This is a genomic window from Nocardia acididurans, from assembly GCF_016741815.1.
GTDB lineage: Bacteria > Actinomycetota > Actinomycetes > Mycobacteriales > Mycobacteriaceae > Nocardia > Nocardia acididurans.
Window position 1 is genome coordinate 529671 of the sequence record NZ_JAERRJ010000001.1, and the last position, 22849, is coordinate 552519.

Consider the following 22849-nt stretch of genomic DNA (forward strand, 5'->3'; position numbering starts at 1 on the left):
TCCGGGGGCTCCGCCCCCGAACCCCCCCCGAAAAAAGGGGAATCGGGGGCTTCGCCCCCGGACCCCCATTCACGGCGGGTGAGCTGTTGACCTGCGAGGACCACCCACAAGACTTCCTACGGAGACCAATTCATGACTGAGACTTCTCTTCCCCCTTCGGGTGGCGACCGCATCGAGCCGGTCGACATCCAGCAGGAGATGCAGAACTCCTACATCGACTACGCCATGAGCGTGATCGTCGGCCGTGCGCTGCCGGAGGTCCGTGACGGCCTCAAGCCGGTGCACCGCCGGATCATGTACGCGATGTACGACAACGGGTATCGGCCCGACCGCGGTTACGTGAAGTCCGCGCGCCCGGTCGCCGACACCATGGGTAACTACCACCCGCACGGTGACACCGCCATCTACGACACCCTCGTGCGTATGGCGCAGCCGTGGTCGCTGCGGTATCCGCTGGTCGACGGTCAGGGCAACTTCGGTTCCCGCGGCAACGACGGCGCGGCCGCCATGCGTTACACGGAGTGCCGCCTGACGCCGCTGGCCATGGAGCTGCTGCGCGAAATCGACCACGAGACGGTCGATTTCATCCCGAACTACGACGGCAAGACGCAGGAGCCGGTGGTGCTCCCGGCGCGCGTGCCGGTGCTGCTGATGAACGGCTCCAACGGCATCGCCGTCGGTATGGCCACCAATATTCCGCCGCACAACCTGACGGAACTGGCCGAGGCAATCTACTGGGCGCTCGACAATCACGAGGCCGACGAGGAATCCACCCTCGCGGCGTGCATGGAACGTGTGAAGGGCCCGGACTTCCCGACCTCCGGCCTGATCGTCGGCACCCAGGGCATCCACGACGCGTACACGACCGGCCGCGGCTCGATCAAGATGCGCGGTGTCGTGGAGATCGAGGAGGACAATCGTGGTCGCACCACGATCGTCATCACCGAGCTGCCGTACCAGGTGAACACGGACAACTTCATCAACTCGATCGCCGAGCAGGTGAAGGACGCCAAGATCGCCGGCGTCTCCGACATCCACGACGAGTCCTCCGACCGTGTGGGCATGCGCATCGTGGTCACGGTCAAGCGCGACGCGGTCGCCAAGGTCGTGCTGAACAACCTGTACAAGCACACCCAGCTGCAGACCAGCTTCGGCGCGAACATGCTGTCGATCGTCGACGGGGTGCCGCGCACGCTGCGCCTGGATCAGATGATCCGGCTGTACGTGAACCACCAGTTGGACGTCATCATCCGGCGCACCAAGTACCTGCTGCGCAAGGCCGAGGAGCGCGCCCACATCCTGCGTGGTCTGGTGAAGGCGCTCGATCAGCTCGACGCCGTCATCGCCCTGATCCGCCGCTCGGCCGACACCGAGACCGCGCGCACCGGCCTGATGCAGCTGCTCGATATCGACGAGATCCAGGCCACGGCCATTCTCGATATGCAGCTGCGCCGCCTGTCCGCCCTGGAACGGCAGAAGATCCTCGACGAATTGGCCAAGATCGAGGCCGAGATCGCCGACCTGAAGGACATCCTGCTCAAGCCGGAGCGGCAGCGCGCCATCGTGCGCGACGAGCTGGCCGAGATCGTCGACAAGCACGGCGACGACCGCCGCACGAAGATCATCGCCTCGGACGGCGACGTCCAGGACGAGGATCTGATCGCCCGCGAGGACGTGGTCGTCACCATCACCGAGACCGGCTACGCCAAGCGCACCAAGACCGACCTCTACCGTTCGCAGAAGCGCGGCGGCAAGGGCGTGCAGGGCGCGGGTCTCAAGCAGGACGACATCGTCCGGCACTTCTTCGTCACCTCGACGCACGACTGGCTGCTGTTCTTCACCAACCTCGGCCGCGTGTACCGGGCCAAGGCGTACGAGCTGCCCGAGGCCAACCGCACCGCGCGCGGTCAGCATGTGGCGAACCTGCTGGCGTTCCAGCCGGAGGAGAAGATCGCCCAGGTCATCCAGATCAAGTCGTACGAGGATTCGCCGTACCTGGTGCTGGCCACCCGCAACGGCCTGGTGAAGAAGTCCAAGCTGACCGATTTCGATTCGAACCGGTCCGGCGGCATCGTGGCGGTCAATCTGCGCGACGGTGACGAATTGGTCGGTGCGGCACTGTGTTCCGCCGATGACGACCTGCTGCTGGTGTCGGCGCACGGTCAGTCGATCCGCTTCGCCGCCAACGACGAGGTGCTGCGCCCGATGGGCCGCGCCACCTCCGGCGTGCAGGGCATGCGGTTCAACACCGACGACGAATTGTTGTCGCTCAATGTCGTTCACGAGGGCGACGATCAGAACTATCTGCTTGTCGCCACGGCGGGCGGGTACTCCAAGCGCACGGCCATCGAGGAGTACACGGCTCAGGGCCGAGGCGGCAAGGGCGTCTTGACTATTCAGTACGACATCAAACGTGGCAGTCTGGTCGGGGCGCTCATCGTCAACGACGACGACGAGTTGTACGCGATTACTTCCGGTGGGGGTGTCATTCGCACCGCGGCGAATCAGGTTCGCAAAGCTGGACGTCAAACAAAGGGCGTTCGGTTGATGAACCTGGGCGAGGGCGATACGTTGCTCGCGATCGCTCGGAACGCGGATGAACCCGACCAGGTTGCCGAAGACGACACCAGCGGTTCGGCGAAGCAGTAGTTTCACCACAGCAGCGGCGGCAGAACGAATCGAAGGATTCACCATTGACCACGAATCAGCCGAATGACCAGCGGGGTCACGCCAACGGCGTGACCGAGAGGATCGCCCCGTCCCCGATTCCGCCGCGGCCCATTCCGCGGCCCGGTGCCCAGAACGATTCGGGTGTGCCCATCACCCCCGAAACACCGGACCAGTCCGGCGAATTCGTGGATGGTGCACAGAATTCGGCCGAGGGCGCCGCACCCCAGCCGGATCAGTCCGGCTCCCCCTATCAGGATGGGGGCTGGTCGCAGCTGCCGCAGCGGGAACCGCAGTCCAACCTGTATCGCCCCGGCCAGGCGCCCACCACGGGCCGCCCGGCCGGGGGAGTGGGCCTGAACGCCGGCGTCTCCAACGCGCGCACCACCGCCGACCTGGCGGCCAAGGCGGCGCGCAAGGAGGCCGCCATGGTGAAGTCCGTCGGCATCGACGGGCCCACCCGCAGCATCGCGCGCCCGGAGCTGGTGAAGGATCTGCCCGACCTGTCGGAGATCCGCCACCCGCTGCCGCCGCCGGAGCCCATCGCGCCGACCGGCCCGGTCTCGCCGTCCGCCCCCGCGGCGGTGGCACAGGCCGCGGCTACCGGCGAGCCGCTGCGCGCCACGGTGCAGCTGCGCCATATCGATCCGTGGTCCACGCTCAAGGTCTCGCTGGTGATCTCGGTCGCCATGTTCTTCGTGTGGATGCTGGCGGTCGGTCTGCTCTACCTCGTGCTCGAGGGCATGGGCGTGTGGGAGCGGCTCAACAGCACCTTCACCGAAATGGTCTCGGACAGTTCGTCTTCCGCGCTGGTGGACGCCGGCACGGTGTTCGGGTACGCGGGTGTCATCGGTCTCATCAACGTGGTCCTGCTGACCGCGCTGTCGACCGTGGGCGTGTTCGTCTACAACCAGTGCTGTGATCTGGTCGGCGGCATCCAGGTGACCCTGGCCGATCCGGACTAGCTGTGAGTGTTGGCGGAGGGGCGCGGGCACAGCTCGCGCCCCTTCCCATTTTCTCGCTCTGACCAGCCGTTTTGGTACTGGGTCGATGCGTACGGTAATCTTTGGCCTCGGTTCGGGTGACACACTCGGAACCGAGATGAGGGCCTATAGCTCAGGCGGTTAGAGCGCTTCGCTGATAACGAAGAGGTCGGAGGTTCAAGTCCTCCTAGGCCCACTCCCGAGAATCAACGTAGGGTGGGATTCATGAAATTTCTCCTCACGATCGGCCTGGTCGCCGCTGTGATCTTCGGAATCAGCAAACTGCGTCAGCGCAACGACGCCGATCTCTGGCACGAGGTCACCACCCGCTGATAAAACCTCGGGGAAATTCTCCCCGGCCGGGGCCTTAGCTCAATTGGCAGAGCACTGCCTTTGCAAGGCAGGGGTTAGGGGTTCGATTCCCCTAGGCTCCACAAATTTCTTGCTGGTCGCTGTGACATCTCCCGATCTCCGTCTGACACGGGAACTCTCCGCGAATTCTGGCCTGATCACCACGTAAGGTGGCGATCATGGCGTCCCCCGAGATCTCGAAACTCGTTCAGTCGGTGGTGGAGCCGTATCTGCTGAACGGGGAGCGCAAATACAACCGGCGTGAGGTGGCGGCCAAGAGTGGCGCGCCGACTTCGCTGACTCGGCGGCTGTGGATCGCCATGGGTTTCCCGGCGCATCCCGATGACGACGCCATCGAATACTCCGAGGCGGATATCGCGGCCGCCAAGGGGTTCGGGCGGCTGAAAGTGCTGGCGGGGGCGGATATTCACCGGCAGACCACGGCCGCGCGGACGCTCGGGCGGTCTATGGCGCGGCTGGCCGAATGGCAGGTGGATCTGATCACCGAGGAGATCCTGCACCGGATCGCCACCCGCACGAAGGCCGATCCGGAGGCGGATCCGGAGGAGGTGGCGCGTTCCGCCACCGCCGAGGTGATGACCGAGATCGAAGCGCTCATGACCTATGCGTTCCGGCGGCATCTGGACGCCGCGCTGGCGCGGTCGCTGGATCAGGGGTCGGTGGCGGGGGACACGCTGCGGGTGCTGGCGGTCGGATTCGCCGACATGGTCGGCTACACGCGGCTCACGCGACATCTGGAACCGGACGAATTGTCTTCTCTGCTGGAGGCATTCGAGACCGCCACCAGTAACGCGATCATCGCCAACGGTGGCTGGGTCATCAAGAACGTGGGCGACGAGGTCATGTTCGCGGCCAATACCGCGGCGGAGGGCGCGCGGATCGCGCTGGCCGTCCAGGAGGCCGCCACGGCGTCGCACGGCGTCACCCAGGAGTTGCGGGTGGGTCTGGCCTACGGGGAGGTGCTGCAGCGGTTCGGGGACCTTTACGGGTCGGTCGTGAACGTGGCCGCGCGGCTCACCGGTGTGGCGCGGCCGGGCACGGTGCTGATCGACGACGGCGCGGCCATGGCCATCGCCGGGGATCCGCAGTTCGATATGCGGCATCTGCGTGGTGTGCGGGTGCGCGGCATCAACCGGTTGCGCGGGCATGTGCTGCGCCGCAACGAGATTCGACCGCTGGTCTGAGGGCGCCCCCGGAACTTTGTCCGGGAATAGGAGCGGGCCTCGGCGAAGGGGGGGAGTTAGCCGAGGCCCGCGTAAGGTCGGCCCGGGGGGGAGGGGCCGACGGGAACGATCCTACGCGAAGCTCGCCGATTGTGTGGCCATCGTGTGCCCGCGTTCCAAGATTTTTTATCGAAAAGATGTCGTACCCGGGTGCGAGCATGTGTTCGTGCTGGAAAAAGCGGTGTCAGACGGGCGAATTCGAGTAGTGCGCTACTCGCGATTCGGGCGTCCCCGCGGGCGGATCATCGAATCGGCCGCATCCCGTACCGGCACCCCCGAGCACCGCCGGACCCCCAACGGGATGCGGCCTTTTGCCTGCCGCCTCCCGAGTCACAGCTCTTTCACATCCGGTATTTCGGATGACTTTTCCGCCCGAAATGGGCAATACTGGCGCCTAGTCCGGTCTTGTTCGCAGCGTTTATGCAGATCAGAGCACTGCTGCTCGAAACACCACGAGACACCAGGAGAATCATGCCCGACGCAATAGTCGCCGAAGGGTTGGTGAAACGGTACGGCAAGCTGGTCGCCCTCGACGGCCTCGACCTGTCGGTACCGGAAGGCACCGTCACCGCCCTGCTCGGCCCCAACGGTGCAGGTAAGACCACCACGGTCCGGGTGCTCACCACCCTGCTGATCCCCGACGAGGGCAGTGCCACCGTCGCCGGGGTCGACGTCCTGAAGGATCCACAGCTGCTGCGCTCGCGCATCGGCGCCTCCGGCCAGTACGCGGCCGTCGACGAATACCTCACCGGTTTCGAGAACCTGGAGATGGTCGGCCGCCTCTACCACATGGGCGTGCAGCGCAGTAAGGAGCGCGCGCGGGAGCTGCTCGAGCGCTTCCGGCTCACCGACGCCGCCGACCGGCCGGTCAAAGGGTACTCCGGCGGTATGCGCCGCCGCCTCGACCTGGCGGGCGCGCTGGTCGCGAACCCGCCGGTGCTGTTCCTCGACGAACCCACCACCGGCCTGGATCCCCGTGCGCGCCTCGATCTCTGGGACGTGATCGAGGAGCTGGTCGCCGGCGGCACCACGCTGCTGCTGACCACCCAGTACATGGAGGAGGCCGACCGCCTCGCCGATTCCATCGCCGTCATCGACCACGGCAAGGTCATCGCCGAGGGCACCTCCGACGAACTGAAGGCCCTGGTGGGCGGCGACCGCATCGAGCTGGTCGTGGAGCACGTCGATCATCTGCCGATCGCGCTGCGGGCCCTGGAAGGGTTGGCGCAGGGCGAGATCCGCACCGAACCGGGTCTGCGCCGGATCATCGTGCCGGTGAACGACGGTTCGCAGGCGCTGGTAGACGCCATCGGGCAGCTCACCAAACACGAGGTGACGGTGCACGATGTGGGTCTGCGCCGGCCCTCGCTGGACGATGTGTTCCTCACGCTCACCGGTCACGAGGCCGAGGAGCTGGTCAACGGGGCCCGCGAGGCCGAGGAGCCGGTGGGAGGTGCGGCCCGATGAGCGCGACCTTCGCCGTAGCCGAAAAGCCTTCCTCCGCAGAGCGTTTGTCGATGCTGGTCAATGACAGCATCACCATCACCAAGCGCAATGTCATCAAGATCAAGCGCGTTCCGGACGTGCTCATCTTCTCGACGCTGTCGCCGATCATGTTCGTGCTGCTGTTCGCCTTCGTCTTCGGCAATGCCATCAAGGTGCCGGGCATGGAGGGCGGCTATCGCGAATTCCTGATCGCGGGCATCTTCGCCCAGACCGTCGTCTTCGGCGGCACCTTCACCGGTCTGAGCCTGGCCGAGGACATGCAGAAGGGCATCATCGACCGGTTCCGGTCACTGCCCATGTCACCCGCCGCCGTGCTGATCGGCCGCACCGCGGCCGATGTGGTGATCAACGTGGTCAGCCTCGTGGTCATGTCGCTGACCGGTCTGCTGGTCGGCTGGCGCATCCGCGGCTCGTTCCTGGACGCGGTCGTCGCCTACATCCTGCTGCTGCTGTTCGCCTACGCGGTATCCTGGATCATGGCCGTCATCGGCCTGATCGTGCGCGCCCCGGAGGTGTTCAACAACGCGGTGTTCATGGTGATCTTCCCGCTCACCTTCCTGGCCAACACCTTCGTGCCGCTGAACGACCTACCCGGCCCGCTGAAGGTGTTCGCGGAATGGAATCCGGTGTCGGCGCTCACCGAGGCCACCCGCGTGCTGTTCGGCAACACCAGCCCGGCGTTCCCGCCGCCGGACACCCTGCCCATGCGGCATCCGGTGGCGACCACGCTGGTGTGGGTGCTCGTGATCCTGGTGATCTTCGTACCGCTGGCGGTGCGGCAGTACAAGCGGTCGGTGAGCCGCTAGAAGTCAGTGCGCCGCCGAGAAATCCGGCGAGGGCGCGGAGCCGTTGCGCGAATAACCCAGGCGCGGCGGCTCCGCGGCCGGAGCGGGTGGCTGGGGACGTTTGCCGACCAGGTACGCAACGACACCGCCCGCGGCTGCGAGTAGCGCGGCGACAATGATCCGATTGCGAGAACGTCCCAGGCCCATGCGACCACTATTACTCCACGGTTACGCTCTTCGCCAGATTGCGGGGCTTGTCGACATCGCGGCCCAATGCCATGGCCGTGTGATAGGCCAGCAGCTGTAGCGGAATCGTCAGAATGATCGGGTCGAGTTCCGGGGCGACGGCCGGAACTCGAATCACCGCGTCCGCCAGGCCATCCGGAAGATCGGTATTGGTGATGGCGATGACCGGCCCGCCCCGCGCCTTGATCTGCTCGATGGTGGTGATGTTCTTGGCCACCAGTTCGTCATCGGGAACGAGGACGACACTGGGCATTTCGGGCTCGATCAAGGCGAGCGGGCCGTGCTTGAGTTCGGAACCCTGATACGCCTCGGCGTGAATGTAGGAGATCTCCTTCAATTTCTGCGCACCCTCGCGGGCGACCGGCCAGGCCCGCACCCGGCCGATGAAGAACATGCTGCGCGCCTTGGCGTAGCGGGCCGCGATATCGGCGATGGCGGCATCGTCGGCGAGAACCGATTCGATGGCCTCGGGTAGTGCGCGCAGCCCGGCCACCATGCGCTCACCCGCCGCGGTGGACAGATCGCGCACCCGGCCGAGCAGCAGGGCCAGCATGGCGAAGGAGACGGTCATATTGGTGAGCGCCTTGGTGGAGGCCACCGACACCTCCGGGCCCGCGTGCAGGAAGACGCCCGCACCGCATTCGCGCGCGATGGCGCTGCCGACCACGTTCACCGCGCCGATGACCCGGCCGCCCTTGCGCTGCAATTCCTGAACGGCCGCAAGGGTATCCAGCGTCTCGCCGGACTGGCTGATCGCGACATACAGGGCATCCGGATCCACCACCGGATTGCGGTACCGGAACTCCGAGGCCGGTTCGGCCGTCGCCGGAATGCGCGCCAGCTCCTCCACGATCTGCGCGCCGAGCTGCCCGGCGTAGTAGGCCGAACCACAACCCAGGAACACGACCTTGCTGATGCCGCGCAACTCGCGCGCGTCCATATTGAGCCCGCCCAGGTGCGCGGTGGCGAACCGCTCGTCCAGGCGTCCGCGCAGCGCGCGCCGCACCGCGTCCGGCTGCTCGGCCATCTCCTTGCGCATGAAGTCCGGGTAGCCGCCGAGCGCGTAGTCCTCGGCCGCCATATCGATGGTGGTGGGGATCTTGTCGGTGCGCCGGGCCTCGAGTCCCAGTGTGCTGGTGCGGAATTCGCGAGCCCGCACGGTGGCCAGCTCGCCGTCGTCGAGGAACACCACGCGCTGGGTGTGGTGCACCAGCGCGGCCACATCGGAGGCGATGAACATCTCGCCGTCGCCCACACCGAGCACGATCGGGCTGCCGTTGCGGGCCACTACGAGTTCCTCGGGCCGCCGCGAATCCAGCACCAGCAGACCGTAGGTGCCCTGCACCCGGTACAGCGCGCTGCGGACCGCGTCTTCCAGGGTTTCGCTGTCGTCGAGCGCGGCGGCGATCAGATGCGCGATGGCCTCGGTGTCGGTGTCGGAGACGAATTCCACGCCCTCGGCGGTGAGCGCCGCGCGCAGTTCCTCGGCGTTCTCCACGATGCCGTTGTGCACCACGGCGATCCGGCCGCTGCCGTCGGTGTGCGGGTGCGCGTTGGCGTCGCTGGGTTCGCCGTGCGTGGCCCAGCGGGTGTGCGCGATGCCGGTGTTGCCGCGCAGCCGGGCCGCGTCGGCGTCCACCCTGTTGCGCAGATCCTGCACGCGCCCCTGGGTTTTGGTGATGCGCAGGCGGCCGCGGTGCGGGACCGCCAGGCCGGCCGAGTCGTAGCCGCGGTACTCCAGCCGGTGCAGGCCCTCCAGCAGTACCGGAACGGCTTCACGATGGCCGATGTATCCGACGATTCCACACATACGCGACTGACTCCTCTATCCGTACACGATTCGGCGCAGCTGTCGTTCGGTGAATACGGGGGCGGCGACCGGTCGCTGCGCGAGTTCGTCCGCGAGCACCTGCCAGATCTCGGCATTGCGCACCTGCCGGCGCTGCAGCTCGGCATGTCGTCGCCGGACGAAGTCCTCGGCGGTCTCGTCGAAGTAGCCGACGACGTCGGCCACCACACGGGCCGCGACCGTGGCCGGCAGACCGGTGGAGGCCGCTACGTGGCGCACCAGATCGGCCGGGGTCCCGTCATTCACTCGACCGAACTTGCCATAGCAAGCGGCTTTCGTCCACTCGCCTGCCCGATTTCGGGCAGGGAAGCGCGGGAAACGGTGATCCGGGTGTCTGATTGTGTGCCGTGTCCCGGGTGTGCCAGGACCACCACCTATTCTTGGCGGCGTGACCTCACCGAATCAGACGGCCGTGGCAACGCTGCACACGAACCATGGCGATATCAAGATCGCGCTTTTCGGTAACCACGCACCCCGCACCGTCCGCAACTTCGAGACCCTGGCCGACGGCACCGCCCCCTACACCACCAGGAACGCCCGGGGCACCGACTCCGGACCGTTCTACGACGGCACCACCTTCCACCGGGTGATGGAGGGATTCATGATCCAGGGTGGCGACCCGCTCGGCACCGGCCGCGGCGGTCCGGGATACGACTTCAAGGACGAATTCCATCCCGAGCTGCGGTTCGATCGCGCCTACCTGGTCGCCATGGCGAACTCCGGGCCGCATTCGAACGGCTCCCAGTTCTTCATCACCCTCGGCCCGCAGCCGCATCTGAACCGCAAGCACTCCATCTTCGGTGAAGTGCTCGACCCGGATTCGCGCAAGGTGGTCGATACCATCGGCAGCGTGCCCACCGACCGCAACGACCGGCCCAAGGACGAGGTCGTGATCTCGGGGATCACCATCTCCTGATTCAGGCAGCAGACCGAGGACATTCGCGATGAACCCGCACCAGCAGCCCGCCCCCACCTGTTTCCGGCATCCCGATCGCGTGACCGGGCTGGGCTGTACCCGGTGCGGGCGTCCGGCCTGCCCGGAATGCCTCACCCCGGCCGCGGTCGGGCAGCACTGCGTGGAATGCGTCCGCCAGGGACAGCAGGACGTGCGGCCGGTGCGCAACGCCGCCGGCCTGACGGCGACCACACAGACCCGCCCGTACGTCACCTTCACGCTGATCGCGCTCAACGTGCTCGTCTTCGCGGTCACCGCCGCCCAGGCGCGCAGCGTCATGGACAACCAGCGTTCGGAGCTGTTCTACGACTGGGTGCTGGTACCGGCCTTCGTCGGCGACGGACAGTGGATACGGGTCCTGGGCTCCGGCTTCCTGCACTACGGGCTGATCCACCTGCTGGTCAACATGTTCGCGCTGTACGTGCTCGGCCCGTACGCGGAGGTGGCGCTCGGCCGCGCCCGCTTCGTGGCCGTGTATCTCGCCTCGCTGCTGGGCGGTGCCGCGGCGGTGACCCTGCTGTCGCAGCCCATGACCGCCACCGCGGGCGCGTCCGGCGCGATCTTCGGCCTGTTCGGAACGGTCGCGGTGATCATGCTGCGCACCAGGCAGAACCTCACGCAGATCCTGGTGCTGCTGGTGATCAACCTGATCATCACGTTCTCGGTGCCGAGCATCTCCATCTGGGGACATCTGGGTGGTCTGCTCGCGGGCACGGTGGCGACCACCGGCATTCTGTTCGGCCCGCGCTGGTTGCACGCGCGCACCCCGAAGGCGGCATCGCTGATCGGCTGGGGTGCGGTGGCGGTGGTCGTGGTGATCGCGCTCGCGGTCACGGTATTCGGTGCGCCGTCGCTGATGGACAGTCTGTACCGCGTGTGATTCGGAGCCTGCGGCTGGCGGCCCGGATCAGAGGTGGGCGCGCAACGAGTCGAGGACGTCGTCCGGGCTCGCGCCCAGATCCCAGCGGCCGAAGATCAGGAGTTTCTCGTCGCCCTCGTGCTGGACGTCGATCTCCAGCATGGGCATCCGGCGGCCGAGCCTGCGGTAGTTGACCACGCGGGCCCGGGTGATCTGCTTCGAGCTGTAGCGCTGCGGCCCGGCCACGCCGCGCACCACCAGGTAGGCGGGATCACCGGGTTCGACGGATAGTCGCGGCCGCTGCCGCAGCCCCAGTCCGGCCAGGCAGAGCAGGCCGAACGCGGCGAGACCGATGAGCAGCCGGGCCGGTGCGTCGTTCGCGAGCACGGCCGCCGCGGCCAGCACGACACCGCCCACACCGCACACGGCCAGGGCAGCGGGAGGTGTGGACCAGGAGAGCCGGGATACCGAATCCGTCGTCATCGTCCCCAGCCCTTCCTCGAGTTGTCCACAAGGTCATCCACAGATGTGCATGAATAACATGTTTGTAAGGCGATGCGGGTCACAGACACGCTGTGAGTTACCGGCGGAACGGCAGATTACCGCCAGCGCATCGTCATGATCAGGCCCACCACCATCAGGCCGAACCCGATCAGGAAGTTCCAGGCGTTGAGGTCGTTCATCCAGGAGATCTGATCTCCGGCCAGGTAGTAGACCAGCAGCCAGACCAGGCCCGCGAGCATGAAGCCCAGCATGATGGTGACGTACCACACCGGCGACGGCCCCGCGGCCTTCACCTTCACCGGGGTACGGCTGGCCGGGTTGATGCTGTAATCGGTCTTCTTCCGGACCTTGGACTTAGGCATGACATCCTCTGTTCCGCCTCCCCGTGCCTTCAGCGCACGGCAGAGTGCCGTCGATATTCTCGCATGCGTGCCGGCGGTGGGTGCCGACCCGATTCTGGGCGTGCCCCAGGAGTTACCCCGACCGTTGCGAAATCAGTCGTCGCCTCCGCAAACGCTCACGGTGAGTACATCCATAGTAGGTATTGCCTGTGATCGTCGGCTTGTCGCCCACTACTCTCGAAGCATGCGTGTTCTGGTCGTCGACAACTACGACAGCTTCGTGTTCAACCTCGTCCAGTATCTCGGACAGCTGGGTGTGGACGCGACCGTCTGGCGCAACGACGACGAAATGCTCGCGGATGTGGACAAAGTCGTGCAGGAATACGACGGCGTCCTGATCAGTCCAGGCCCCGGCACCCCCGAGCGGGCGGGCGCGAGCATCGATCTGGTGCACGCCTGCGCCCGGCACGAGACGCCGCTGCTCGGCGTGTGCCTGGGCCATCAGGCCATCGGTTCCGCGTTCGGCGCGACCGTCACCCGCGCTCCCGAACTGCTGCACGGCAAGACCAGCGACGTCTTCCACATCGGCGCGGGCGTGCTGGCCGGGCTGCCGGATCCGTTCACCGCCACCCGCTACCACTCGCTGACCGTGCTCGAAGAGACCATGCCGCCGGAGCTGGAAGTGCTGGGCCGCACCGAATCCGGGCTGGTCATGGCCATGCGGCATCGCACGCTGCCGATCCATGGCGTGCAGTTCCATCCCGAATCGGTGCTCACACAGGGTGGTCACCGGATGCTCGCCAACTGGCTGGGCGTCTGCGGTGAGCGTCCCGCGGAGGGCCTGGTCGCGCAGCTCGAGGCGGAGGTCGCGGCGTTGGTATGACGAGGCCGCATGTGCTGCTGTCGGTAGCCGTGAGCATCGACGGCTACATCGACGACGCGAGCCCCGATCGGCTGCTGCTCTCCAACGCGGCCGACTTCGATCGCGTCGATGCCCTGCGTGCCGAGTCCGACGCCGTGCTGATCGGCGCGCAAACCCTGCGCCGCGACAATCCGCGCCTGCTGGTCAACAGTGCGGAACGCCGGCTGCACCGGATCGCGGCCGGTCGGCCCGAGTATCCGGTCCGTGTGATCGTCACGGCGACAGGCGATCTCGACCCGCGGCTGAACTTCTGGCGTTTCGGCGGTGAAAGACTCGTCTACACAACCGATTCCGGCCTGCACCGGATCGGCGACACGCTGCACGGCCGGGCCGAGGTCGTATCCCTCGGCGGCACGGTCGATTTCCCGTCGCTGCTGGACGATCTGGGCAAACGCGGCCTGGAACGCCTCATGGTCGAGGGCGGCGGCTCCATCCACACCGCGTTCCTCGCGGCGGGGCTGGTCGACGAGATCCGCATGGCCGTCGCACCCCTCGTGGTCGGTGATCCGGCGGCCCCGCGTTTCCTCGGACCGGCCGATTTCCCGGGCGGCCCGCACCATCGCATGCAGCTGGCCGATGTCAGCCGGATCGGCGATATCGCCCTGCTCCGCTATCTGCCGAAGGAGGATTCCGATGTCGGATGAGGCTCGTTCCGATCGCGGCTGGATGCGGCACGCCATCGGCCTGGCCCGGCTCTGCCCGCCCAGCGCGTCCGCCTTCTCGGTGGGTGCGGTCATCGTCGGCGCGGACGGCGTGGAGATCATGCACGGCTGGTCCCGTGAAACCGACGACAAGGTGCATGCCGAGGAATCCGCCCTGGACAAGATGGATCCCGCCGATCCGCGGCTGCCGCACGCCACCCTCTACAGCACCCTCGAACCCTGTTCGGCGCGAGCCAGTCAGGACCGAACCCCGTGCACCGACCGGATTCTCGCGTCCGGTATCCGCCGGGTCGTCATCGCGTGGCGGGAGCCGGGCACCTTCGTGGCGAACTGTGTGGGCGTGGAAAAGCTCCGTCAGCACGGTGTCGAGGTGGTGGAGCTACCCGATCTGGCCGACGAAGCCATGTCCATGAATCGCCATCTGAAGTTGTGAGCCGGGGGCCGTCGATCAGGGCGGTCCGATGGTGATCACGCCGGTCGTGATGGTGACCGTGCCGTCCTTGGCGAGCGAGGAGCCCGCCGACGGCTGCTGCGAGATGATCCGGCCGACGTCACCGGTATTGAGGGTGCTCACCGTGTTCTGGCTGATCTGACCGTTCCAGCCGCGCTGCCGCAGCAGGGTGACGGCCTCGGCGGGGGTCTTGCCGCGCAGGTCCGGCATGGTGATCTCGTCGCCCTGGGAGATCTGCACGGTGACCGAGGAACCCTTGTCGACCATGGTGCCCGCGGCCGGGTCGGTGGCGATCACCGTGCCCTTGGGCTGCGCGTTCGGCACCTCCTGCTTGACGATCTGCAGGCCGGCGCTCTTGGTCAGGGTCTGTTCCGCGACATCGATGGACTGGCCCACCACGTACGGGACGGCGACCTGCTCCGGACCCTTGCCGAGGGTGATCTGGACCGAACTGCCCGAGTCGACGCGAGTGCCCTCGCGCGGGTCGGACCGGATGACCTTGCCCTTCTCGGCGGCGCTCGACCAGTCCTGCTGGATCTGCGGATCCAGCTGCAGGTTCACGTTGGTCAGGTTCTTCTCGGCCTCCTGCTGGGTGAGGCCGATCAGCTTGGGTATGGCGACCTGTTCCGGGCCGCGCGAGATCACCAGGGTGACGGTGCTGCCCTTGTCGATCCGGGAACCGCCCAGCGGTTGCGTGGAGATCACATTGCCGACCGCGATTTTGCTGTCCGGTTTCTGCTGGGTAGCCACGTGGAAGCCCAGGTCCGTGAGTTGCTGCTGGGCCTGCTGCTCGGACTTGCCCGCCAGATCGGGGATGGTGACCTGATCGGGGCGGGCGCCGGGGCCGACGAGCACCCACAGCAGTGCGGCGATCACGGCGACGGCCGCGGCGGCCGAGGCGGCGATGAGGGCGGTGCGGCGGCCACCGCCGCCGGGGGGTTCGACGGCTTCCTGTTCGGTGGTGTCGTCGCGGCGTTCCATGGTGCGGTAGGAGCGCGGCGGCGGGAGTTCGTCGTCGAGGAAGCTGGTGCGGTCCTCGTCGGTCATGACCATGGGGGCGGTGGGCTTCTGCCCGCCGAGCACGCGGATCAGGTCGGCGCGCATCTCGGCGGCGGTCTGGTACCGGTTGGCGGGGTTCTTGCTCATGGCCTTGAGCACGACGGAGTCGAGTTCGCGCGGCACGCCCTGGTAGACGTGCGAGGGCAGCCGCGGATCCTCGCGGACGTGCTGGTAGGCGACGGCGACGGGCGAGTCGCCGGTGAAAGGCGGTTCGCCGGTGAGGATTTCGTAGAGCACGCAGCCGACCGAGTACACGTCGGAGCGGGCGTCGACCTGTTCGCCGCGGGCCTGTTCGGGCGAAAGGTATTGGGCGGTACCGATGACGGCCGCCGTCTGGGTCATGGGGTTGGAGCTGTCGGCGATGGCGCGGGCGATGCCGAAGTCCATCACCTTCACCGCGCCGGCCCGGTTGATCATGATGTTGGCGGGCTTCATATCGCGGTGCACGATGCCGTTGCGGTGCGAGAAGTCCAGCGCCGCACACACATCCGCGATGACCTCCATGGCGCGCCGCGGCGGCAGCGGACCCTTGCCGCGCACGATGTCGCGCAGGGTGTCGCCGTCCACGTACTCCATGACGATGTAGGGCAGCGGGCCGCCGTCGACCTCGGCCTCGCCGGTGTCGTACACCGCGACGATGGCCGGATGGTTCAGCGCGGCCGCGTTCTGCGCCTCCCGCTTGAACCGCAGATAGAACGTGGGGTCACGGGCCAGGTCGGCGCGCAGCACCTTGATCGCCACATCGCGGCCGAGCCGCAGATCCCGGGCCTTGTGCACCTCGGACATGCCGCCGAACCCGATGATCTCGCCCAGCTCGTAGCGAGACGAGAGATTCTTCGGGGTCGTCATGATTGTCCTTGCTGGAGGTCAATGTCGTCCTGGGCGCTGGTGTCGGTGCGGATGCCTCCGACACCAGGGATCACTGGCAACGATGGTAGGTCCACACCCGGCTGCGGTCTGCGCGCGGTGGTGGTCGGGGGTGCGGTGGTGGGTTCCTCGTCCTTGCTGGTCGTCGTCGTGGTGACCGGCGGTTTGGTGGTGGTCGTGACCGGCGGCTTGGTCGTGGTGGTGACCGGCGGGGGAGTGGTCGTCACCGGCGGTTCGTAGGTCGTCGGCGGCGGTTCGTAGGTGGTGACCGGGGGCGGTACCGGTCGCTCCCGCGTGGTGGTCGGCGGCACCGTGGTGGTGGTCGGGGGCACGGTGGTGACCGGCGGCGCGACCACGGCGCTGGTGCGGGTGGGCGGCGTCGGTTCCGGCGGATCGCCGGACAGCAGGACGAAAGCGGCTGCGGCGCCGAGGATCAGCGCGCCGACGCCGAGTCCGGCGAGGGCCTTCTGACTATTGGTGAAACGTCCGGAATGTCCGTCGTCGACGGGGCGCGCGCCGGTACCCGGCGGCCGGGTGGCCGGTGGCTGCGGACCCGAGAGCAACGCGGTCGCCCCCGTGGCCGAAGCGGACTGCATGGGCTGCGGCGGCGTCGGATAGCGCGTGGTCGGCTGATCCGCCCGCTGCCCCGGAATGATCATGGTCGGTCCGGGCGGCAGGATCCGGGTGGCGCCCGTCGGAAACGCGGGCGTGACCGGAATCCCGCCCGGCGGCGTCGGCCGCCGACCCGAGCGCACCGCGGCCACCGCGTCGGCGAACTCGCCACCGGTCGAATACCGCTGCTGCGGATCCTTGGCCATGGTGATCTCGATCAGCTCGCGCACATTCGGCGGCAGATCCGCGGGCAGCGGCGGCGGGGTCTCCCGCACATGCTTCATGGCGACCGTCAGCGCGCCCTCACCGGTGAACGGCCGCTGCCCGGCGAGCGCCTCGTAGCCGACCACACCGAGCGAGTACACATCCGACGCCGCCGTGGCGTCCTCACCGGTGGCCTGCTCCGGCGCGATGTACTGGGCGGTGCCCATCACCATGCCGGTCTTGGTCACCGGGGACGCGTCCACGGCCTTGGCGATGCCGAAGTCGGTGATCTTCACCTGACCGGTCGGCGTCACCAGGATGTTGCCCGGCTTCACATCCCGATGCACGACACCGGCCGCGTGCGCGATCTGCAGCGCGCGGGCGGTCTGCTCCAGCATGTCCAGACCCTGGGCCACCGACAGCCGGTTCATCCGATTGAGCACCGCGTTCAACGGTTCGCCCTGCACGAATTCCATGACCAGATAGGCGATCTCGCCGCCCGACGGGTCCATGGTCTCGCCGTAGTCGTAGATGCTCGCGATACCCGGATGATTCAACTGCGCGGTCGTGCGCGCCTCCGCGCGGAACCGGTGCCGGAAGGTGGGATCGGTGGAGAACTCCGCCTTGAGCACCTTCACCGCCACCCGGCGATCCAGCCGCGTGTCGAGAGCTTCCCAGACCTGGCCCATGCCACCGGTGGCGATCAGCCGCTGCAGCCGGTACCGGTCCGCGATCAACGCACCGTTGTTCAGCATTCCAGACCCTGTCTACCTTGCCCTGTCATTCGTTCAGCCCCCCTGCAATCCGGCGTCGAGCACCGCGCGGGCGACCGGTGCCGCCACCGATCCGCCGGTCGCGGCCAGTGCCCGGTCGCCGCCGTTCTCGACGATCACCGCGATCGCGATCTTCGGGTTCTGCGCCGGCGCGAAGGCGATGTACCAGGCGTGCGGCGGGGTGTTGCGAGGATCGCTGCCGTGTTCGGCGGTTCCGGTCTTGGAGGCGATCGTGTAGCCGCGGTTCTGCGAACCGCCCTGCGTGTTCTTCTCCGATTCGATCATCATGGCGGTCACCTGGGAGGCCACCTGAGCGGACACCGCCTGGCCGACCGACATCGCGTTGATGTTCTTGAGGGTGGTCAGGTCGGGGGCCTGCAGCTGATCCACCAGATGCGGTTGCATCCGCACGCCCCCGTTGGCGATGGTCGCCGCGATGACCGCGTTGTCGAGCGGTGTGAGCGCGACATCCCGCTGCCCGATGCTGGACTGGCCCAGCGCCGCCCCGTCCGCGATGGTGCCGACCGAGCTGTCCGCCCACGGGATCGGGATGCTGGGATGCTCGCCGATACCGAACGCCGCCGCCTCGTCCTTGAGTTTGGCGGCCCCCACCTTGATACCGAGCTCCACGAAGGCCGTGTTACACGAGTACTTGAAGGCCTCGGTGAGCGACACCGTGGAACCGTCGCCCGGTCCGCAGTGGTTGCCGTTGTAGTTCTCGAGTGTGGTCGTGGTGTCCGGCAACGTGATTCGCGAGGCCGCGGTGAACTGATCGTCCGGTTTGGCGATCCCGTTGGCCAGCGCGGCCGCCGTGGTCACCACCTTGAACGTGGACCCCGGCGGATAGGTCTGCGACACAGCGCGATTCAGCATCGGCTGATCCGGATCCTGATCCAGCGCCTTGCGCGCCTCGGCCGCCTGCGCGCCGTCGTGCACCGACAGCTGGTTCGGATCGTAGGACGGCGTCGACACCATGGTGAGGATGCGCCCGGTGCTCGGTTCGATGGCCACCACCGAACCGGTGTACCCCTTCGCGGTCAGCTGGTCGTAGGCGACCTTCTGCATGGCCGGGTTCAGCGTGGTGATCACATTGCCGCCGCGCGGATCCCGGCCCGAGATCATGTCCACCAGCCGGCGGCCGAACAGCTGATTGTCGGAGCCGTTGAGCACCGAGTCCTCCGCGTTCTCGATGCCGCCGCTGCCGTTGGTCAGCGTGTAGAAACCGGTCACGGGCGCGTACGCCTGCGGGTCGGTCGGGTAGATGCGCAGGTACTTGTACCGGTCGTCGGTGGCGATGGAGCTCGCGAGAACCGTTCCGCCCGCCGAGATCTGGCCGCGCTGCCGGGCGTACTCGTCGAGCAGCACGCGGCGGTTGCGGGTGTCGGTGCGCAGGCTGTCGGCCTTCCAGACCTGCACGTAGGTGGCATTGGCGAGCAGCGCCACGATCATCACCATGACCGCGAGCGCGACCCGGCGCAGGGGTGTGTTCACGCGGCACCCCCCTTCGGCCGCCGCACGAGCTCGGTGGGCGCGTCAGCGATCGGTTCGGGGGCCCGCTTGCGCACCGGGGCGGGCGCGCGGGCCGCGTCGGACACCTTGATCAGCAGCGCCAGCAGCGCGTAGTTGGCCAGCAGCGAGGAACCGCCGTAGGAGACGAACGGCGTGGTCAGACCGGTCAGCGGAATCAGTTTGGTGACACCGCCGACCACCACGAACACCTGGATCGCGATGGTGAACGCCAGGCCCGCCGCGAGCAGCTTGCCGAAGCTGTCGCGCACGGCCAGCGCGGTGCGCAGACCGCGGATCACGAAGATGCAGAACAGCATCAGCACCGCGGCCAGGCCGATGAGGCCCAGTTCCTCGCCGATGGTGGTGATGATGAAGTCGGTCTTGGCGAACGGCACCTCGGTGGGCCGGCCACTGCCGAGCCCGGTGCCGGCCAGGCCGCCGGTGGCGAGCCCGAACAGCGACTGCGAGATCTGGTAGCCGGTGTTCGAGTAGTCCTCGAAGGGGTGCAGCCAGGTGTTCACGCGCACCCGCACATGCCCGAAAGCGTTGTAGGCGATCACGAATCCGATGGCCAGCAGGCCGCCGCCGATGACCAGCCAGCCCACCCGCTCGGTGGCGATGTAGAGCATCACCAGCACGGTCGCGAAGATGAGCAGCGAGGTGCCGAGGTCCTTCTCCAGCACGAGCACGCCCAGGCAGACCACCCAGACCACCAGGATGGGCCCGAGGTCGCGGGCGCGCGGCAGGTCCATGCCGAAGACGTGCTTGCCCGCGGCCATGAACAGGTCGCGCTTGGCGACGAGTACGCCCGCGAAAAATATGATCAGCAGGATCTTCGCGAACTCACCGGGCTGAACGCTGAAGCCGGGCAACCGGATCCAGATCTTCGCGCCGTTCACCTCGGAGAAGCGGGACGGCAGCAGCGCGGGGATGGCGAGCGCGACCAGGCCGACCAGGCCGAGGGTGTAGGCGTAGCGGGCCAGGGTGCGGTAGTCGCGCAGCACGATCAACAGGCCCATGAACACCACCATCCCCAGCCCCGTCCACAGCACCTGCTGGTTGGCGTCGGGGGAGGGGATGGCCTTGGAGGCGAATTCGGCGTCCTGTGCCTCGGCTAGATCGAGGCGGTGGATGAGCACCAGGCCGAGTCCGTTGAGCAGGGCCACGATCGGTAGTAGCAAGGGGTCGGCGAAGGGCGCGAACCGGCGCACCGCGAGGTGCGCGACGCCGAACAGGGCCAGGTAGGACAGGCCGAGTTTGGCGATGTCGAGGGTGATCGACTGTTCCTGGGAGGCCTCCACCAGGATCAGCGACACCGTGGTGATGACGGCCGCCAGCGCCAGCAGCATGAGTTCCACGTTCCGCCGCGTGGTCGGCGGCGGCGCGGGCGCGAATCCGCCCGGCGGACTGGGAAAGGACCCAGCGGACGGTGGGGCCGGAGCGGACATCAGTCCGCGACCCTGCAGCTCGGCTCAGCCTTGGGAGCCGTGGTGGTGGTGACCGGTGCGGTCGTGGTCGGCTCGGGCTGGCGTGGTTCGAGGGTGTTGTTCTCGCCGCTGGTGGGCGGTACCCCGGTGGTGGTCGGCGGCGCCGGAGTGGTGGTGGCGGCGCCGGACTGGGTGGGGTCGCCGGGCGGCGGTGTGGTGACCGGCGGGGAGACCGGCTTCTCGCACGGCGGCAGCAGGCCCTTGTCTCCGGAGAGGTTCTGCATCTGCTTGACGGCCTCGTCCCGGTTGACGCCGGGGAGTCCCTTCTGCACGGAATCCTGGACGGTCGACTTGAGATCGGGGAGGGTCAGCTCCCGGCATCCGGGCGGGAAAGCCGCACCGGGATCGGCCAATTGGATCTCACCGCTGCGCGTGGCGCAGGCAATCTGATCGACATCCCGGATCGTGAAGCCGAGCACCGATCCGGGCAGACCCCGCAGGATCACCACCCGCCCGTTCTCGGCTCCCACGTAGTAGTTGCTGCGAACCATGTTGTAGCCGATGGCGAGTCCCGCGCCGACCGCTATCACCAGCGCCATGGACAGCGCGATCCAGCGGAATTTGTGACCCTTCTTCGGCGGTTCCGGCTCCGGCGCGGACACCGCTCTGCGCGGAGTCGCCCGCGGCGGCCGCAGCGCGGCGGCGCGTCCGGCGGCCGTGTTCGGCGCGGGAGTGTCCTCGTCCTGACCCGACGCCGCACCCGCCACGATGGGATGCGACTGGCCGTAGTCCAGATCGATCACATCCGCGACGACGACCGTCACGTTGTCGGGACCGCCACTGCGCAAAGCCAATTCGATGAGCCGGTCCGCCGACTCGTCGGTGGTGCCCTCGCGCATGGTGTTGGCGATGGTCTCGTCACTCACCACATCGGACAGACCGTCCGAGCACAGTAGGTAGCGATCCCCGGCCCGAGCCTCGCGCACCACCAGGGTGGGCTCGATCTCGTTGCCGGTGAGCGCCCGCATGATCAGCGACCGCTGCGGATGGGTGTGCGCCTGCTCCGGCGTGATCCGGCCCTCGTCCACCAGCGACTGCACGAAGGTGTCGTCCCGGGTGATCTGGGTCAGCTCACCCCCGCGCAGCATGTAGGCGCGGGAGTCGCCGATATGCGCCAGGCCGAGTTTGGAACCCGCGAACAGGATGGCGGTGAGCGTGGTGCCCATGCCGTCGAGTTCGGGTTCCTCCTCGACCTGATCGGCGATGGAGGCATTGCCTTCGCGCACCGCGCGATCCAGTTTGCCGAGCAGGTCGGGACCGGGCTCGTCGTCGTCGAGATGCGCCAGCGCGGCGATCATCAACTGGGAGGCGACTTCACCGGCGGCGTGGCCGCCCATGCCGTCCGCGAGCGCGAGCAAGCGCGCACCCGCGTAGACGGAATCCTCGTTGTTGGCTCGTACGAGACCGCGGTCGCTGCGCGCTGCGTAGCGGAGAACAAGTGTCACGATCGCAGCTCGATCACTGTCTTGCCGACACGGACAGGGGTGCCGAGCGGAACCCGCACCGGCGTGGTGACCTTCGATCGGTCGAGGTAGGTCCCGTTCGTGGACCCGAGATCCTCGACGTACCAGTCCTCACCCCGCTGCGACAGGCGCGCATGCCGGGTGGAGGCGTAGTCGTCGGTGAGGACCAGCGTGGAATCGTCCGCGCGCCCGATCAGCACCGGCTGCGAGCCGAGTGAGATGCGGGTGCCGGCGAGTGAACCCTGAGTCACCACGAGATATTTGGCGCCCTTCTGGCCCCGGCGAAATGATGGGAGCACCGCGGAACCGCCTGCGGCCCGCGGCGCGACCCGGAGGCCGGATGCCGCGTAGATATCGCTGCGCAAGGTCCGGAGCACGGCCCACACGAAAAGCCACAACAGCAGCAGGAACCCCGCGCGCGTCAATTGCAGGATCAATCCCTGCACGGTGCTCCACCTCCTGTTTCGACCGTGTCGTAGGTACGGATCGTCGACCCCCAACCGGTGAGTGCTGTTGGTCAGCGCGACCCCGGCTGCCGCCGAATTTGTTG

22 protein-coding genes and 2 tRNA genes are annotated in these 22849 nt (G+C 67.4%); 13 read left to right on the forward strand and 11 right to left on the reverse strand.

Annotated elements, in window-relative coordinates; all coding sequences use genetic code 11:
- Positions 1 to 132: 132 nt before the first annotated feature.
- The 8 genes from gyrA to JK358_RS02455 all read left to right on the forward strand — a co-directional run bounded on the left by gyrA (position 133) and on the right by JK358_RS02455 (position 7557).
- The gene (gyrA, locus tag JK358_RS02425) at positions 133 to 2649 is read left to right on the forward strand and encodes a DNA gyrase subunit A (RefSeq protein ID WP_201942946.1); all 2517 of its coding nucleotides are present in this window, start codon (positions 133 to 135) and stop codon (positions 2647 to 2649) included.
- Between the two features lie 44 nt (positions 2650 to 2693).
- On the forward strand, positions 2694 to 3632 hold the full coding sequence (locus JK358_RS02430; protein WP_232850583.1) for a DUF3566 domain-containing protein: 939 nt from the start codon (positions 2694 to 2696) through the stop codon (positions 3630 to 3632).
- Positions 3633 to 3772: 140 nt separating this feature from the next.
- Positions 3773 to 3846: transfer RNA gene (locus JK358_RS02435), tRNA-Ile, on the forward strand.
- Positions 3847 to 3875: 29 nt separating this feature from the next.
- Positions 3876 to 3983: a DLW-39 family protein gene (locus JK358_RS38905; RefSeq protein WP_218007277.1), complete on the forward strand. Its 108-nt coding sequence runs from the start codon at positions 3876 to 3878 to the stop codon at positions 3981 to 3983.
- A gap of 28 nt (positions 3984 to 4011) precedes the next feature.
- Positions 4012 to 4084 (forward strand) — tRNA-Ala (locus tag JK358_RS02440).
- Positions 4085 to 4180: 96 nt separating this feature from the next.
- Positions 4181 to 5206 carry an adenylate/guanylate cyclase domain-containing protein gene (locus JK358_RS02445; RefSeq protein WP_232850584.1) on the forward strand — a complete coding sequence of 342 codons (1026 nt, stop codon included), beginning with the start codon at positions 4181 to 4183 and terminating at the stop codon, positions 5204 to 5206.
- Between the two features lie 510 nt (positions 5207 to 5716).
- On the forward strand, positions 5717 to 6712 hold the full coding sequence (locus tag JK358_RS02450; protein WP_201942948.1) for an ATP-binding cassette domain-containing protein: 996 nt from the start codon (positions 5717 to 5719) through the stop codon (positions 6710 to 6712).
- A 50-nt stretch (positions 6713 to 6762) separates the two neighbouring features.
- Entirely contained in the window at positions 6763 to 7557 is a 795-nt protein-coding gene (locus JK358_RS02455) for an ABC transporter permease (RefSeq protein WP_232850701.1), read from the forward strand.
- Between the two features lie 3 nt (positions 7558 to 7560).
- Here JK358_RS02455 and JK358_RS02460 read toward each other — a convergent pair whose 3' ends face one another.
- Genes JK358_RS02460 through JK358_RS02470 form a run of 3 tightly spaced genes read right to left on the reverse strand, consistent with a single transcriptional unit; the run spans position 7561 to position 9877 of the window.
- Positions 7561 to 7743, reverse strand: coding sequence for a hypothetical protein (locus JK358_RS02460; protein WP_201942953.1), 183 nt, complete (start codon positions 7741 to 7743; stop codon positions 7561 to 7563).
- 10 nt (positions 7744 to 7753) lie between these two features.
- Positions 7754 to 9592: a glutamine--fructose-6-phosphate transaminase (isomerizing) gene (glmS, locus tag JK358_RS02465; RefSeq protein ID WP_201942956.1), complete on the reverse strand. Its 1839-nt coding sequence runs from the start codon at positions 9590 to 9592 to the stop codon at positions 7754 to 7756.
- Positions 9593 to 9607: 15 nt separating this feature from the next.
- The gene (locus JK358_RS02470; RefSeq protein ID WP_201942959.1) at positions 9608 to 9877 is read right to left on the reverse strand and encodes a hypothetical protein; all 270 of its coding nucleotides are present in this window, start codon (positions 9875 to 9877) and stop codon (positions 9608 to 9610) included.
- Positions 9878 to 10019: 142 nt separating this feature from the next.
- On the opposite strand from JK358_RS02470, the gene JK358_RS02475 reads away from it, so the two are divergent.
- Both JK358_RS02475 and JK358_RS02480 read left to right on the forward strand, forming a co-directional pair.
- Positions 10020 to 10547: a peptidylprolyl isomerase gene (locus JK358_RS02475; RefSeq protein ID WP_201942962.1), complete on the forward strand. Its 528-nt coding sequence runs from the start codon at positions 10020 to 10022 to the stop codon at positions 10545 to 10547.
- 28 nt (positions 10548 to 10575) lie between these two features.
- Complete coding sequence (locus JK358_RS02480) at positions 10576 to 11466, forward strand: rhomboid family intramembrane serine protease (RefSeq protein ID WP_201942965.1); 891 nt, start codon at positions 10576 to 10578, stop codon at positions 11464 to 11466.
- 27 nt (positions 11467 to 11493) lie between these two features.
- On the opposite strand, the gene JK358_RS02485 is transcribed toward JK358_RS02480, so the two are convergent.
- Together JK358_RS02485 and crgA are read right to left on the reverse strand one after the other, a co-directional pair.
- Positions 11494 to 11928, reverse strand: a complete 435-nt coding sequence (locus JK358_RS02485) for a PH domain-containing protein (protein WP_201942968.1) — start codon at positions 11926 to 11928, stop codon at positions 11494 to 11496.
- Positions 11929 to 12044: 116 nt separating this feature from the next.
- On the reverse strand, positions 12045 to 12311 hold the full coding sequence (gene crgA, locus JK358_RS02490) for a cell division protein CrgA (RefSeq protein ID WP_201942986.1): 267 nt from the start codon (positions 12309 to 12311) through the stop codon (positions 12045 to 12047).
- Positions 12312 to 12534: 223 nt separating this feature from the next.
- On the opposite strand from crgA, the gene JK358_RS02495 reads away from it, so the two are divergent.
- From JK358_RS02495 to JK358_RS02505, 3 genes are read left to right on the forward strand one after another with little or no spacing between them, the layout of a single operon-like run.
- Positions 12535 to 13173, forward strand: a complete 639-nt coding sequence (locus JK358_RS02495) for an aminodeoxychorismate/anthranilate synthase component II (protein ID WP_201942989.1) — start codon at positions 12535 to 12537, stop codon at positions 13171 to 13173.
- The gene (locus JK358_RS02500; protein ID WP_201942992.1) at positions 13170 to 13856 is read left to right on the forward strand and encodes a RibD family protein; all 687 of its coding nucleotides are present in this window, start codon (positions 13170 to 13172) and stop codon (positions 13854 to 13856) included. The genes JK358_RS02495 and JK358_RS02500 overlap by 4 nt, the downstream gene beginning before the upstream one ends.
- Entirely contained in the window at positions 13846 to 14307 is a 462-nt protein-coding gene (locus JK358_RS02505) for a dCMP deaminase (protein WP_201942995.1), read from the forward strand. The genes JK358_RS02500 and JK358_RS02505 overlap by 11 nt, the downstream gene beginning before the upstream one ends.
- A gap of 15 nt (positions 14308 to 14322) precedes the next feature.
- Here JK358_RS02505 and pknB read toward each other — a convergent pair whose 3' ends face one another.
- The 6 genes from pknB to JK358_RS02535 are packed head-to-tail and all read right to left on the reverse strand — an operon-like array spanning position 14323 to position 22745.
- Complete coding sequence (gene pknB / locus JK358_RS02510; protein ID WP_201942997.1) at positions 14323 to 16233, reverse strand: Stk1 family PASTA domain-containing Ser/Thr kinase; 1911 nt, start codon at positions 16231 to 16233, stop codon at positions 14323 to 14325.
- The gene (locus tag JK358_RS02515) at positions 16230 to 17822 is read right to left on the reverse strand and encodes a protein kinase domain-containing protein (protein ID WP_201943000.1); all 1593 of its coding nucleotides are present in this window, start codon (positions 17820 to 17822) and stop codon (positions 16230 to 16232) included. Before JK358_RS02515 ends, pknB begins: the two co-directional genes overlap by 4 nt.
- A gap of 33 nt (positions 17823 to 17855) precedes the next feature.
- Positions 17856 to 19331, reverse strand: a complete 1476-nt coding sequence (locus tag JK358_RS02520) for a peptidoglycan D,D-transpeptidase FtsI family protein (RefSeq protein WP_201943003.1) — start codon at positions 19329 to 19331, stop codon at positions 17856 to 17858.
- The gene (locus JK358_RS02525; protein ID WP_201943006.1) at positions 19328 to 20797 is read right to left on the reverse strand and encodes an FtsW/RodA/SpoVE family cell cycle protein; all 1470 of its coding nucleotides are present in this window, start codon (positions 20795 to 20797) and stop codon (positions 19328 to 19330) included. The genes JK358_RS02520 and JK358_RS02525 overlap by 4 nt, the downstream gene beginning before the upstream one ends.
- Entirely contained in the window at positions 20797 to 22281 is a 1485-nt protein-coding gene (locus JK358_RS02530) for a protein phosphatase 2C domain-containing protein (protein ID WP_201943009.1), read from the reverse strand. The genes JK358_RS02525 and JK358_RS02530 overlap by 1 nt, the downstream gene beginning before the upstream one ends.
- A complete protein-coding gene (locus JK358_RS02535; RefSeq protein ID WP_181582282.1) occupies positions 22278 to 22745 on the reverse strand; it encodes an FHA domain-containing protein FhaB/FipA in 468 nt (155 codons plus the stop codon). Before JK358_RS02535 ends, JK358_RS02530 begins: the two co-directional genes overlap by 4 nt.
- Positions 22746 to 22849: the final 104 nt, after the last annotated feature.

What these genes read in the sequence shown, in the direction of transcription:
- gyrA (WP_201942946.1), top strand. Translation starts at nt 133, where the DNA reads ATGACTGAGACTTCTCTTCCCCCTTCGGGTGGCGACCGCATCGAGCCG.
- JK358_RS38905 (WP_218007277.1), top strand. Translation starts at nt 3,876, where the DNA reads ATGAAATTTCTCCTCACGATCGGCCTGGTCGCCGCTGTGATCTTCGGA.
- JK358_RS02445 (WP_232850584.1), top strand. Translation starts at nt 4,181, where the DNA reads ATGGCGTCCCCCGAGATCTCGAAACTCGTTCAGTCGGTGGTGGAGCCG.
- JK358_RS02450 (WP_201942948.1), top strand. Translation starts at nt 5,717, where the DNA reads ATGCCCGACGCAATAGTCGCCGAAGGGTTGGTGAAACGGTACGGCAAG.
- JK358_RS02455 (WP_232850701.1), top strand. Translation starts at nt 6,763, where the DNA reads ATGCTGGTCAATGACAGCATCACCATCACCAAGCGCAATGTCATCAAG.
- JK358_RS02460 (WP_201942953.1), bottom strand. Translation starts at nt 7,743, where the DNA reads ATGGGCCTGGGACGTTCTCGCAATCGGATCATTGTCGCCGCGCTACTC.
- glmS (WP_201942956.1), bottom strand. Translation starts at nt 9,592, where the DNA reads ATGTGTGGAATCGTCGGATACATCGGCCATCGTGAAGCCGTTCCGGTA.
- JK358_RS02480 (WP_201942965.1), top strand. Translation starts at nt 10,576, where the DNA reads ATGAACCCGCACCAGCAGCCCGCCCCCACCTGTTTCCGGCATCCCGAT.
- JK358_RS02485 (WP_201942968.1), bottom strand. Translation starts at nt 11,928, where the DNA reads ATGACGACGGATTCGGTATCCCGGCTCTCCTGGTCCACACCTCCCGCT.
- crgA (WP_201942986.1), bottom strand. Translation starts at nt 12,311, where the DNA reads ATGCCTAAGTCCAAGGTCCGGAAGAAGACCGATTACAGCATCAACCCG.
- JK358_RS02495 (WP_201942989.1), top strand. Translation starts at nt 12,535, where the DNA reads ATGCGTGTTCTGGTCGTCGACAACTACGACAGCTTCGTGTTCAACCTC.
- JK358_RS02500 (WP_201942992.1), top strand. Translation starts at nt 13,170, where the DNA reads ATGACGAGGCCGCATGTGCTGCTGTCGGTAGCCGTGAGCATCGACGGC.
- JK358_RS02505 (WP_201942995.1), top strand. Translation starts at nt 13,846, where the DNA reads ATGTCGGATGAGGCTCGTTCCGATCGCGGCTGGATGCGGCACGCCATC.
- pknB (WP_201942997.1), bottom strand. Translation starts at nt 16,233, where the DNA reads ATGACGACCCCGAAGAATCTCTCGTCTCGCTACGAGCTGGGCGAGATC.
- JK358_RS02515 (WP_201943000.1), bottom strand. Translation starts at nt 17,822, where the DNA reads ATGCTGAACAACGGTGCGTTGATCGCGGACCGGTACCGGCTGCAGCGG.
- JK358_RS02525 (WP_201943006.1), bottom strand. Translation starts at nt 20,797, where the DNA reads ATGTCCGCTCCGGCCCCACCGTCCGCTGGGTCCTTTCCCAGTCCGCCG.